Annotated in this window: 7 protein-coding genes; 3 read left to right on the forward strand and 4 right to left on the reverse strand. The window is 61.0% G+C overall.

The annotated features are described in order from the left end of the window. Both CRO59_RS01545 and CRO59_RS01550 read right to left on the reverse strand, forming a co-directional pair. Window positions 1-1,488, reverse strand: a complete 1,488-nt coding sequence (locus tag CRO59_RS01545) for a glucosyltransferase domain-containing protein (RefSeq protein WP_097086087.1) — start codon at window positions 1,486-1,488, stop codon at window positions 1-3. Between the two features lie 167 nt (window positions 1,489-1,655). Then, on the reverse strand, window positions 1,656-3,074 hold the full coding sequence (locus CRO59_RS01550) for an amino acid permease (protein ID WP_097086089.1): 1,419 nt from the start codon (window positions 3,072-3,074) through the stop codon (window positions 1,656-1,658). A 625-nt stretch (window positions 3,075-3,699) separates the two neighbouring features. Between CRO59_RS01550 and CRO59_RS01555 the strand changes: the two genes are divergently transcribed. The 3 genes from CRO59_RS01555 (at window position 3,700) to CRO59_RS01565 (ending at window position 12,461) form a co-directional block, all read left to right on the forward strand. Next, window positions 3,700-4,158, forward strand: coding sequence for a transposase (locus CRO59_RS01555; protein WP_097086091.1), 459 nt, complete (start codon window positions 3,700-3,702; stop codon window positions 4,156-4,158). Between the two features lie 341 nt (window positions 4,159-4,499). Next, the gene (locus CRO59_RS01560) at window positions 4,500-7,613 is read left to right on the forward strand and encodes a transglycosylase domain-containing protein (RefSeq protein WP_097086093.1); all 3,114 of its coding nucleotides are present in this window, start codon (window positions 4,500-4,502) and stop codon (window positions 7,611-7,613) included. Between the two features lie 165 nt (window positions 7,614-7,778). After that, on the forward strand, window positions 7,779-12,461 hold the full coding sequence (locus CRO59_RS01565) for an NEL-type E3 ubiquitin ligase domain-containing protein (protein WP_097086095.1): 4,683 nt from the start codon (window positions 7,779-7,781) through the stop codon (window positions 12,459-12,461). A gap of 48 nt (window positions 12,462-12,509) precedes the next feature. Here the strand turns inward: CRO59_RS01565 and CRO59_RS01570 are convergent, their stop codons facing one another. Continuing rightward, a complete protein-coding gene (locus CRO59_RS01570; protein ID WP_097086097.1) occupies window positions 12,510-13,001 on the reverse strand; it encodes a CS1 type fimbrial major subunit in 492 nt (163 codons plus the stop codon). A gap of 1 nt (window position 13,002) precedes the next feature. After that, complete coding sequence (locus CRO59_RS01575) at window positions 13,003-13,761, reverse strand: pilus assembly protein (RefSeq protein ID WP_097086284.1); 759 nt, start codon at window positions 13,759-13,761, stop codon at window positions 13,003-13,005. Window positions 13,762-13,771 lie beyond the last annotated feature (10 nt).

Here is a 13,771-nt window from a genome sequence, read left to right on the forward strand (position 1 = left end):
TCACCAACTGAGCAGGCGGTGAGGCGGCGGCTCTTTCATGACGATGAAACCGTAATCGCCAATCAGGTAAATCCGGTAATACAGGCTGTCCACCAGCGCTGGAAACCCCTGATAACCGACGCGGGTGGCGTTGCGCCGCTCGCGTTCGGCGACCACGTTGGTAATGCCTGCTGACGGCAGATTTTCCGCGAGCATGAAGTAGTCGACGTTGAGCAAATACTTCAGAACCGGTAGCCGTTTGAATGAACCGGTCGCACTGACCAGCCAGCGATCGGAGTAGCTCACCGAGAGATAGATCCGCTTGGCTTCACGCAACTCGCGATGGGCGGCGATGTCGTGGCTCAGGCTGTACAGCGCGCTGTTGGCGAAGGTTTTCTGCAGGCTCAGCACCCGGCCGTAGGCGAAGGACAGCGAGAGTGTCGCCAGCAGCGGAATAATCAGCAGCAAGGGCAAGCGACGGTGCGCGGATGCCAACGCAACGTGAGACAGATAGAACAACCCCAGCAACAACACGCCGAAGCCCATCAGGGTGCGCGCGCCCTCATTGAAGTCACGGAACAGCAGCGTGATCCCTGGCACCAGCAAAGCCAGGACAGGCAGCGTGAGCAAGCACAGCAGCAAGTCTGGCCAACGGTGCGGGCGGCACTGAACCAGTCGCACACTGCCAGCGATCGCACACAACACCAGCGCAGCGAAAACCCACGGGTAGCCGCCGTGAAACAACAGCGCAACTTTATTCAGTATCCGAGCGAAATTGATGCCGATCTGCAACAGCGGGTTGGCGTCCAGGTTCAACATATCCGTTTTTCGCAACGTTTCCATGAATGGGTACGCCGTGGCGCTGTAGATCAGGATGCCCAGGCCCGCTTGTGCGAGTTTCCAGCCCAGCATCCGCAGAATCTCCGGCCACTGAGTTCGCCGCTGAACAGCCCTGATCAACTCGACACAACACAGCCCGAGAAACACATTGAAGCTGATCTGATAAAGACCGATTGCCAGCGCCAGCAACGCCGCAGGCACCAGCCAGCGCTGCACCCGCGATGAACCTTCGAACGTGATGGCGTAGATCGCCGCGACCATGCTCAGGGCCATGATCGGGCCGTCGTATTGATAGGACAGATTCTGCAGCAGGAACGGGTTATACCAGAGCGGCAACGGCACCAGACAGCAGGCCAGCGTCGGTTCCGCAAAGTAGTGAACGGTCAGGCGCGTCAGGGCCAGACTCATCGCTACGACGGCGAGCAACAGTGGCAACGGAAAGATGTTCGGCGCGGCGCCGGTGAACGTCAGCGCTTGATAAAACCAGTCGGCAAACAATCGCCCCTGCCCGGCCCAGGCATTGCCGGCGGCCAGCGTGCGCCAGTTATCGTCGATGTACGGGAAGTCGGCGAGGATCAGGGGCAGGACGTACAACGCGGTAGCCAGCAGGAAGAACAGCGCGACCTGACGCTGACTGAGTTCTCGTTGGAGAAATGCGCTCGTTCTCATGTGCGCGCCCCGTTTCAATGCCGCGCGAAATTTGCGAAGTGATACAGGTTTGAGCCTTGCTTCGAGGTTTTTATCGCGCTTTCAGACCGGCGGTTACAGCTTCTGAAGCGCCCATGAAAAAAGCCCCGACCAATGGGCCGGGGCTTGTGTATCACCGTACTGTCGACTTACGAAACCGAACGCACCGCACCCTGCGTTTCACCGGTCGGCTGCAGCTTGAACACGTAGAACAACACGGTCAGCAGCACCAGGAACACCGGCCCCACATATAGCGCCACGCGGGTGTCCGGGAAGTACGCCATCAGGCCGACCACCAGCACCAGAAACGCCAGCGCGAAGTACGAGCTGACCGGGTACAACCACATCTTGTATTTCAGGCCGGCACGTTCGCTGGCGCTCAGGCCTTTGCGGAATTTCAGTTGCGCCAGCAGGATCATCACCCAGGTCCAGATCGCGCCGAAGGTCGCAATCGACGTCACCCAGACGAATACTTTCTCCGGCACCAGGTAGTTGAGCAGCACGCCGATCAGCAGCGCGAAAATCGACAGCAGCAGCGCGCGGCGTGGCACGCCATTGGAGGTCTTGGCGAACCCGGCCGGAGCCTGGCCGTTCTGCGCCAGGCTGTAGAGCATACGCCCGGTGCTGAAGATGCCGCCGTTGCACGACGACAGCGCCGCAGTAATCACCACGAAGTTGATGATGCCGGCGGCGGTCTTGATGCCCAGACGCTCGAAGGTCATCACGAACGGGCTGCCCTGGGTGCCGATTTCGTTCCACGGGTAGATCGACAGGATCACGAACAGCGCGCCGACGTAGAACAGCAGAATGCGCCAGAACACCGAGCCGATCGCATCGGGAATGGTCTTCTGCGGGTTCTTCGCTTCACCGGCGGTCAGGCCGATCATTTCGACACCGAGGTAGGCGAACATGACCATTTGCAGGGACATCAGCACACCGGTCACGCCGTTGGGCATGAAGCCGCCGTGGGCCCACAGGTTGGAAATCCCCAGCGCCACGCCATCGTTGCCGAAACCGAAAGCAATGATGCCGACGCCGCCGATGACCATGGCGATGATGGTGACGATCTTGATCAGGGCGAACCAGAACTCGAATTCACCGAAGGCTTTTACCGCGATGAGGTTGATCGAGCCCATGCTGATCAGCGCCGCGAGGGCCCAGATCCAGCGCGGTACATCGGGGAACCAGATGCCCATGTACACGGCGACGGCGGTGATTTCCGCGACGCAGGTCACTAGCCACAGGAACCAGTAGTTCCAGCCGGTGAGAAAGCCCGCCAGCGGGCCGAGGTAGTCCTGGGCGTAGCGGCTGAACGAGCCGGCCACCGGGTTGTGCACGGCCATTTCGCCGAGGGCGCGCATGATCACCAGGATCGCCAGGCCGCCGAAAATGTACGACAGCATGATCGCCGGGCCGGCCATTTCAATGGCCTTGGCCGAGCCGAGAAACAGGCCGACGCCGATACAGGCACCGAGTGCCATCAGGCGAATATGCCGTTCGCCGAGTTCGCGTTTAAGCGGGCCGCCGTGAGCGGTCTCGCCATGGGGCAGGTGATTGCCGACTGGCATAGGGATACAACCTCGTCTTGTTATTGGATATGACCACCGTGTGTCGAAGCCTCGACCGATAGGCCTCAGCTTCCCGACACCGCGCCTGCTTCGTGGGCAGACACGTCATGCAGGACCCTGCCTGCAAGATCAGCGGGGCGTGCAGTATAGAAAGCTTGTCACAGGGCTTTTCACTCTATAAGTGACAACATTCAGCTAGAAGTCTCGGCAAAAAGCCGCTTTGCGGAGAGATATTACCTGATATGCGTAGGAATATTCACCACAAAAAATCCCGGCGAGTATTGCACGATGATGGTGCACCGTCATGGCCCTGCTTTGGTGGTCTTGAAGATTAAAGAGCTCTAAACCGGTACTCCTCAGTTCATATGGCCTATTGCGTTGAAAGCTTTCTGTGGTGAGGGGATTTATCCCCGATGGACTGCGCAGCAGGCCCAAGCTCTTAAAATGTGATCACCCTTGGTCAGGGCCGCTTCGCGCCCCATCGGGGATAAATCCCCTCGCCACATGTGACGTCAATATTCCCCGCCCCGCCTGAAAAACGAAAATTCCTACGGCATTTACAGACCCGGCTCAAGTAATCCGCCACTAGCCTTCAGGCCTTGATGACTGAACGCAGGGAGCGAACATGCGAGTCAAACCAAATACTTACCGTCTTCGTTTAGGCCGACATTCCGAAACAGACCGAGCCTATTTCGTTACTTCAGTTGTATATGACCGCCAACCCGTATTTTCCGACTGGCGCACAGGCCGATTATTGGTTACAGAGTTCCGCCACGCCCATGAACAAGGCTTAGTGGAGTCCATCGCCTGGGTGGTCATGCCTGATCACTTTCATTGGTTGATGCAGTTGAAAAGCGACAACCTTGGCACAGTCATTGGCGCGGTAAAGGCGCGCTGCACCCAAGCCGTTAACAGGAAAACCGGTCGGCGCGGTCGATTGTGGCAAACCGGTTTCCACGACCGCACTATCCGTGATGGTGAGGACTTGAAACCATTCGCCCGGTACATCATCGCCAATCCGCTACGGGCGGGATTGGTAGAGCGGATTGGCGACTACCCGCTTTGGGACGCCTGCTGGCTCTAGGTCCATTACCTAAACTCAATCATGTCAATTCATCTGTGGTCAGGAGATTTGAATGTGGTGAGGGGACTTATCTGTGGCGAGGGGATTTATCCCCGATGGACTGCGCAGCAGGCCCAGCTATTAAAATGCGTAGCCCCTTGTTCAGGGGCCGCTTCGCGCCCCATCGGGGATAAATCCCCTCACCACAGATAAATCCCCTCACCACAGTTAACCTCCACTCAAAATAGCCAGCGACTCCAGTTTTGTTCAGATGGCTTCCCCGCACTTTTTTTTCCCCATCACCAACCACCGTCTAAGCTTCAGTCAAGTCCGATCAATCTGCGTGAATGGATCAATCGACTATGGGCGCTTTGTGGCAAACCGATTCGAGTAAAGCCGTGGTTCCGACTGAACGTGTGGATGAAGCGCCTGTCCCCCCCAAAAAACGCCGCAGCCGGCATGGCTGGAAGGCGTTCTGGTTATTGCTGCTGATTATCGCCATCGTGGTGGGTCTGGCCGCGAGCAAGGAGATGCGTACCTCGCGTTTCCAGTCCCGGGAGCTGAGCCAGTACGCCGCCTCGCTCAAATATCAGCTGGAGCCCGGCCCCAGCGAAGCGATCCGCTATCCGGGCAACGGGCCGTTCGATCTGCGTCTGGGCTACAGCTCTCTCGATGAATTCCTGCCACGCCTGCTCAAGCGCAATTACGTGATCACCGAGCAGACGCGATTTTCACCCGCGCTGTTGAGCTACACCGACAAGGGCCTGTTCGTGCCCTATTCGGAAAAGATCCAGGCCGGGCTGTCGATCACCGATTGCCGCGCTGCGCCGTTGTATCAGTACAAGTATCCGCAGCAGCTGTATTCGAGTTTTGCGGCGATTCCGCCGGTGGTGGTCAGCAGTCTGCTGTTCATCGAAAACCGCTTTCTGCTCGACCCCAAGCAACCGTTGGCCAACCCGGCGGTGGACTGGCCGCGCTTCGGCATGGCCGCGTGGTCGCAGGTGGCGAAACTGCTGCACCTGCCGGGGCAATCGGCGGGCGGCAGCACCCTGGCGACGCAACTGGAGAAGTACCGGCACTCGCCCGATGGCCTGACGGTGTCCGGCGCCGAGAAGATCCGTCAGATGATTTCCGCCAGCGTGCGTGCCTATCAGCCCGGCCCGGAAACCCTCGGCGCGCGGCAGAACATTATCCGCGACTACCTCAACAGCGTGCCGCTTTCCGCTGTGCCGGGGCACGGTGAAGTACACGGCATGGCCGAAGGTTTGCGGGTCTGGTATGGCAGCGATTTCAACCAGGCCAATGCACAGCTGAACAGCCCGGCCACCGATGCGAAAACCATGGCCGACAAAGGCCTGGCCCTGCGCGAAATGCTCTCGCTGATGATCGCCCAGCGCCGCCCTTCGCATTACCTGACCAAAGGCCGCGAAGAACTCGCCGACCTCACCGACAGCCACTTGCGCCTGCTCAAACAGGGCGGCGTGATCGACAGCGCGCTGGCCGATGCCGCACTGGCGAGCAAGGTCACTTACCGCGACTGGCAGACCCAGCCGACCCTTCAGCCGATCGAAACCAACAAGGGCATCAGCGTCGCCCGCAGCCGTCTGGCGAGTATGCTCAACCGTCCGCTGTACGACCTTGATCGCCTCGACCTCTCAGCCACCAGCACCTTGCAGGGCGAGTTGCAGACCCAGGCCACCGATTACCTGAAAAAACTCGCCGACCCCACGTTTGCCGGGCAGATCGGCCTGATTGGCGAACGCCTGCTCACCCCCACCAGCACCACTCAGGTGCGCTACAGCTTCACCCTGTTCGAACTGACCCCGGACGGCTCGCGGGTGCGCGTGCAGACCGACAGCACCGACCAGCCGTTCGACATCAACGAGGGCAGCAAGCTGGAGCTCGGCTCGACGGCGAAGATGCGCGTGCTGACGACCTACCTGCAGATCATCTCCGAACTGCACGACAAGTACGGCGCCATGAGCGTGCCGGAACTGAAGAAGGTCGAAGTGCCGGATCAGGACCGCCTCAGCCAATGGGTGATCGACTACCTGATCCAGAACAAGGATCACGATCTGTCGAAAATGCTCGGCGCCGCGCTCGACCGCAAATATTCGGCCAGCCCCGGCGAGGCGTTTTTCACCGGTGGCGGCCTGCATGTGTTCCACAACTTTCGCAAGGAAGACAACGGCCGCCTGCCGACTCTGCGCGATGCGCTGCGCGAGTCGATCAACCTGCCATTCATTCGCCTGATGCGCGACGTGGTGCGCTACGTCACCTACTCCGGCCCCAACAGCAGCGCCGAACTGCTCAAAGACGACCGCGATCCGCGACGTCAGGAATACCTGGCCAGTTTCGCTGACCGCGAAGGCACCTCGTTCCTGCTCAAGTTCTGGAAGAAGTACAAGAACAAGGACACCCAGGCGCGCCTCGACACCTTCCTCGACAGCATGCGCCCGACCCCGATCCGCATGGCCGCCGTGCATCGTTATCTGCTGCCCAATGCCAGTCAGGAAGATTTCAACAGCTTCGTCCGCGCACACCTCAAAGGCGCCAAGCTCACCGAGAAACTCACCGACGATCGCCTGATCCGGTTGTACGACGCCTACGGCCCGGGCACCTACGATCTGCCGGATCAGGGCTTCATCGCCAAGGTCCACCCACTGGACCTGTGGTTGATGGGCTATCTGCTGCACAACCCGGACGCCACCTTCAGCCAGGTGGTCAAGGCCAGCCAGTTCGAGCGTCAGGAAGTCTATAGCTGGCTGTTCAAGAGCAAGCACAAGGGCGCCCGCGACAGCCGCATCCGCACCATGCTCGAGATCGAAGCGTTCCTGGAAATCCACCAGCGCTGGCAGAAAGTCGGCTATCCGTTCGACCATCTGGTGCCGTCGCTGGCCACCGCCATCGGCAGCTCCGGCGACCGCCCGGCGGCGCTCGCCGAACTGATCGGCACCATCCTCAACGACGGCGTGCGCATGCCGACCCTGCGCATCGACAGCCTGCACTTTGCTGCAGACACCCCGTATGAAACGCGTCTGACCAACGACCCGCATGTGGGCAAACGGGTGATGCCATCGGAGGTCGCCACAGCGATGCGCGAGGCTCTTTCACAAGTGGTGGACTCGGGTACGGCGAAACGGGTGTCCGGCAGTTTCAAAACCGCCGACGGCACCCCGCTGGTGATGGGCGGCAAGACCGGCACCGGCGACAACCGCATCGAAGCCATCGGCTCCGGCGGGCGGATCCTCAGTTCGAAGTCGATCAACCGTACCGCGACCTTCGTGTTCTACATCGGCAACAACCACTTCGGTACGCTCACCGCGTTCGTCCCTGGGCGCTCGGCGGAGAACTTCAAGTTCACCTCGGCGCTGCCGGTGCAAGTGCTCAAGGGCATGGCGCCGATCCTTTCGCCGTACCTGCAACCGGGCACACACACGATGTGCCAGGCGCCGGAGGTCACCGCCGCCCGCTAAGCCACGAAAGCAGCGTGGCGTGGTGGTAACTGTGTATTTTTCACTCCGTGTTTTTCGAAGCCTCCGCGCGTAACCCCGGCGCTTTCAACCGGGTATTTGCGCTTTTTTCACCCACTGTCCTTGCCTAGGCTGATCGTTCCATTTTTGATCAAGGACGATCCAGCAATGCCCACCCTTTCCCCGCAGGGGCAACCGCCACGCACGGCGCACCTCGTCTCACCGGATGTCAGTGTTCATTATCAGACGATCGAAAAAGCCATCCCGGCCTGGCTGCGCGCAAGCTCAGCAAAGCGGGTCAATGAATTGCAGCTGCACCGACTGAAACTGCCGGCCTGGTATCAAGAGGTATCGGACGCCGAACATCGGCGTCTGCAACAGCAGATGCAAAATGCCTGGAAAGCACAAAACGACGTGGACAAGGCCTTGAGCAGTCTGCAAGACGTCTACGCCTTCGCCAAACCGTTATTACAGCAGGCACTGCAACAGCGCTTCGGTGTCGAAGACGACGTCGAGAACACCTGGCTGCGCCTGTACGCCCCCGTCAACAGCGCGTGGTGGGCCCATGACTTTGCCGGTGCAACCACCAGCCGGACCGTCTCGCTGCTCGACGCTGCATTGCATAATTTCTCCCGCGATGAAGCGTTCAGCCCGGCCTCGGAGTTCATTACCCGCCCCGATGCCAACGGCCACTTCACGGTCAGGCCGCTCAAGCACAAAGTGAGTATCGAGCAGTTCAAGTCACTGTGCCGCGAGCTGAATATCGGCGCCCGATACGAGCAGCATCTCAATGATTTTCTGCGCTCGGGCAACCGTGTGGCCCGCCAGGTTTTGCAGTACCGGGTCATCTTCAGTCAAAAAAGTACATTGAGCGTCTGTGCCCAGTTGGCTCTGGCAAAAAAGGACATTGACCGCGACGCCTACGAGGTCATTCAGGGCATGCTCGATGACCGGCGCAACCTGCGCTGGCGCGGGCGTGCCATCAACTACTACAACCTCGCCATGATGGATACGGCGCTGACCGGTATCACCCTCATCGCCCCCGACGTGGACACCGCCAACGCCCCGGTCCCGGTGATTGCCTATGTGCCCCATGACCCGGAACACCCGCTCAAACAATACCCCTCGGCGCTGGACTTCATGGCGGAACTGACGCGGCAACTGCGTGACCGCGACGCTACCGGCAGCTATCAGCGGTTTTTCAGCCAGTTCGTCAACCATCAGCAGCGCGGGCATTTTTTTGCAGGCTTGAACGCCCGCCTGAGCACCGTGAAATGGCACGCCGTACCGCCGGGAACCCACCTGCCCAGTTGGCGCGAAACGCCTGTGGATCACCCCGACCTGCGCTTTCGCCTGACGAAAGTCCAGGACGACCGCGATACCCGCTACACCGGCAGTCTCTGGGCTTACTTCCATCAGCAGAAGCTCAACAAGATTTTCAATGACGCCCGGGAGATCACCATTTCCACCGAGTATGCCGACCGCATGGCCCGTTGGGCCTGGTGGGACAACCTAGGGAAAATCCTCTCGGATATTTTCAACGTGGCGCTGCTGGTGGTGACCCCGCTGGTGCCGGGGCTCGGCGAATTGATGCTGGCCTACACCACGTATCAACTGCTCGACGGCGTCTTTGAAGGCATCGTCGACATGGCCGAAGGGCATTTGGCCGAAGCGGGTGAGCAAGCCATTGGCGTGCTGCAAAGCATCGTCCAGCTCGGCGCCTTCGCCGCTGGCGCCAGCCTGGGACGTGTCGCACGGGTCAAGCTGTCGTCGTTTGTCGAAGGCCTGAAACCGGTGCAGTTGGCCGATGGCCAGACCCGCCTGTGGAATCCGGATCTGGCGCCCTATCGCCTGCCGGAACAGACCCTGCCGAGCCCGGCCCGCCCCGATGCGCACGGCGTTCATACGCTGGGGGACAAACACCTGTTGCGCCTGGATCAACACCTGTTCGAGGTGACCAAGGATCCGGCTTCCGGGAAACACCGCCTGCGCCATCCGCGACGTCCCCGGGCCTACGCACCGACGCTTGCGCACAACGCCGACGGGGCCTGGGTCTGTGAAACGGAAAACCCGCGTCTGTGGGACGGACCAAAACTGATGCGACGCATCGGCCATCGCACCGATGGTTTCAGCGACGCGCAACTGGAGCACATGCGCCTGCTGACCGGCACCGACGAGGACATGCTGCGCCGCATGCACGTCGACAACACCCCGCCGCCGCCATTGCTCAGCGATACGCTGGATCGACTTGGCCCGGCGCGGCCGGTGCAGCCCGACGCGCCACTGTCGCCGGCGGCCAGCCAGGTGATGGTGGATTGTCCACAGTTGACGCCGGTTCTCGCCGAACGGGTGGTGTCCCATGCCCGGCCGCTGGAACAGCAGCAAGCCACGACGCAACGCCGTCTGCCCTTGCGTTTGCGCACTACCGCCCGCGAGGTGCAGTTTGAATTGCAGTCAGTACGTGCGGCCCAAGGTCTGCAGCAGGAAGCCCTGAGCAATATCGACAGCGAACGGCTGATCCTCGGCGCGCTGCGGCATTACAGCGATACCTTCGGGGCGCTGCGGATTGAAATCCGTGAAGGCACGTTCGATGGCGAGTTGCGTTGCGAAGCCGGTGCCGCGGTCGCCGAGCGCGTCCGGGTGCTGGTGCGGGTCGCTGCCGATCGCTATCAAGTGCGCGATGGCGCGGACCTGCCGATCCACCCTGCCAGTGGCCTGTACGAGGCAATCCTGCAGGCGATCAATCACGATGGCCGCAGTGCCCTGGGGTATCGAACCGACGACATCGAACCGTTCAAGCAGTGGATCATCGCCAGAACCCAGGCCCCCAGCGAGCGGCGCACGCTACTCGCCAGTCCGCCGATCCGCCCGATCGCTGAATACAACACCCTGTTTCTGGTGCGCGGCCCGGGCCTGAGCCGCAATGCCGCCACGCTGGAGCAACGCATCCAGGATCTGCATCCGCATTTCAGCCCGAGCGAGGTCGAAGCGTTTGCCAATGCCCTGACCGAACGCGGCGAGCCGCTCAAGGCCATCGAGGCACATGAAGATGAACTCGATGAACTGCGGGTCATCGTCCATCGCTGGCGCTATCAGCAACCGGAGAGCTGGGGGCCGGGCAGTCAGGGGTTCCGTGACGGTGGCGGGCTGCATATCTACGAAAGTCTGCTGGACTGCTTCGAACGCAAGAACGCGCACCTGGGCAACCGCGCCGATCCGTCGGCCTATGCGCTGGACCTGTCGCGGGAACTGCTCTCCACGAATCTGGAAACCTGGTGGGCGAAACGTCCACCGCTGAAGAAGTTTCTCGACAAGGTCACGCTGCTCAATCTCGACAACGCGCGGTTTTCCCCCGACGCCAACGGCCTGCTCAAAGACTTTCCGAACGTGGTCGAGCTGAGCGCCAAATACTGCGAGCTGACGCGCTTGCCGGACCGCATCGGAACCACAATGCGCCGCCTCGAACGTCTGCGCCTGAACAACAACCACATTGTGCTGGACCGCGCCGCCGTCGAACGGCTGGGCAGCCTGACCTACCTCGAAGTGCTGAGAATGGACGACAACCCGCTGGGGCTGTCGCCTGATCTGTCACGCATGCCGCGCCTCAAAGTGGTGGCGCTGAAGAACACCGGCCTGACCACCTGGCCGGACGGCATTCTGGCCAAGCCACGGCCACGCGGTTTGCTGCTCGATCTGCGCGGCAACCCGCTGACGGTAATCCCCGACGTACCGAGCGGTTCCGATGCGCAATGGCTGGTGGCGCGCACGCGTCTGGACGTCGCCGCCCTGTCGGACCTCAACCAGTTGCGTTACCAGGACAGTCGCCGTTCGATGGCACTGCCACCGGAGCCGATCATGCCGGTCGCCATCCCGGGCACCTCGATCATCTCCAACTATGGCGCCGACTACTGGTCCGACGTGCCGGGCTGGGGCATTGATCGCGAAACACCGTGGACAGAGCTGGTGGAAGACCCCTTGGCCGCACCGTTCATGGCGACGTTGCTCAGCGTGCGTGAGTTTGCCGATTTCCGCGCTGGCGGAACGGCGCGCGAGCAGTTAATGCAACGCGTCTGGCGCATGCTCGACGCCGTGCACGTCGACAGCCGCTTGCGCGAAAAACTGTTCACCATGGTGGTGGCGCCGGTGGACTGCGCCGATGCCGGTGCGCAGCTGTTCAACCACATGGGGGTGAACGTGCTGGCCTACGAGGCGCATGCCTATTCGGTCGAGCCGAAGGAACTGGAACTGAAGCTGGTGACGCTGGCCAAAGGCGCGGCGCGCCTGGAACAGGTCAACGAAATCGCCCGGGCCGATGTCGCCAGCCGGGGCGGCAACCCCGACGACGTGGAGGTTTTTCTGGCCTACCAGACCGGCCTGGCCAAACGTCTCGGCCTGCCCTGGCAGTCCGAGGGCATGCTGTACCGGGCGGTGTCCGGCGTCACTGACGCGATGATCGATCGGGCCTACGACACGGTACTGGCGCTGGGAGAAGGCGATGGCCTGGTCAACCAGATGCTCGAGCTCGACTTCTGGAAAGAGTACCTGAGCGAGCGCTATCCCGTGCGCCTGGAAAGCAACAAGCGTCTGTTCCAACACCGCTACGAAGCCCTTGAATCGCTGCGCGAAATCCAGCGCCAGTGGGTGCAATCGACCGTGGCCGAGGAACGCGCAGCCCTGCGCGAACAGCTCAAGACGTTGATGAACGATCTGCCGGCGCCGGCAACCGTGGTGTTCAATGAAGAACCGATCAGCGACACGCTGTTCGAGCGGCTGCTGGTCGATCTGGCGGATGACGAAAAAGAGCTCGCGCGTCGCCTGACCCGTGAAGCCTTGACCCGCGCCGGGCTTTGATAACGGTGCGCCGGTCTGCCCGTTGCACATCGGGCAGACCGGGCAACCTCAGGGCGCCGCCGCATTGAAGATCAGGTGCACGTTGCCATAGTAATTCCCCGGTTTGTAGCCGCCGGCGGGCGTGATCGGCTGGATCTCCAGCGCGTAACGCCCGCCGGCCCTGGCCTGCTCTGCAGAAACCACCTGACGCGGCGTCTCGTGAGTCAGCACGGTATCGGCGAAACTGACGCGCAGATAAATGTTCTGCTCCTCGCGACCATTGGACAGAAACGCTGCGTTCTCCAGGCGGGCCTCGATGGCACTGGTGTCGTGCCTGAGGTCGAAGTGTTTGCGCAATCCGCCGAGGCTCTTGGTGCTGATATTCCACGGCAGAATCTGCGCACGATGAATCCAGTCCGTTTCGGCCGGTATCACATAAAAACCCAGCGTCGGAATATCCACCGACACCTCGAACCGATGCTCTTCGCGTGCCGCAAACGATTCTGCGCTGAACAGGGTCAGCACGCCCGCGCACAGGATCATCAACGATGGCTTGATCATTTCAGGCCCCCCCTGATGATTGGCCGGCTACGCGCAGGGACTTCTTGCTGTCGCCTTCCACCAGATTGAAGCGGTATTCACGTCCGGCCTGCTTGTCGAACTCGAAACTGTTGCCTGCGCGGATGTGGTGTTTGGTGGTTGGCTGGCAGGCGGTTTCGTCTTTCAGCGCACAATTGCGGAACTCGTCGATCAGCACCACGGTGTTGCCGTTATTGCGCACTCGATACGTGGCCGGGGTGTCTTCGATCACGCTGTCGAAGCGACTGCTTTTCGGGCGCACAAAGAACACCGTACCGAAACCGGTCATGACGTTGACCCCGGCCGACAGCGTGGTTTTGTATTGCTCACGCTCTTCGGCGGACACGGCGAATTCGTCTTCCTTTTCCGGGACAACGGGGATGAACCGCACGCGGAAATAGCGCTCCCGGTCACGCTCGCCCATCATCAACAGACGCGTACCCTGCATGCCGTTGGCCGGCACGATCAGCCGCGCGGGGCTGGCCATCAGGCCGTCTCGACTGCTCATGTCGGCCTGGCTCCTGACCTCGATTTCCCGCGAGGTGCCGTCGGCGTCGTAGAGGATTTCGAGGATGTTGACCTTGACGAATGCAGTGCTGTCGCCGCTGTTGAATACCCGTTTCAGGTAAGTGCTCTTGTCACCGTCGAGGTAGTCGTAGACCGTCCCGACATTGATCTGCGGGCCGGCCTGCAGGGCAAAGGGCAGCCCGCTCAAAACCATCAATAACACCAGACGTTTCATCACCTTGATT

It is taken from the genome of Pseudomonas sp. LAMO17WK12:I5 (assembly GCF_900215165.1).
GTDB lineage: Bacteria > Pseudomonadota > Gammaproteobacteria > Pseudomonadales > Pseudomonadaceae > Aquipseudomonas > Aquipseudomonas putida_A.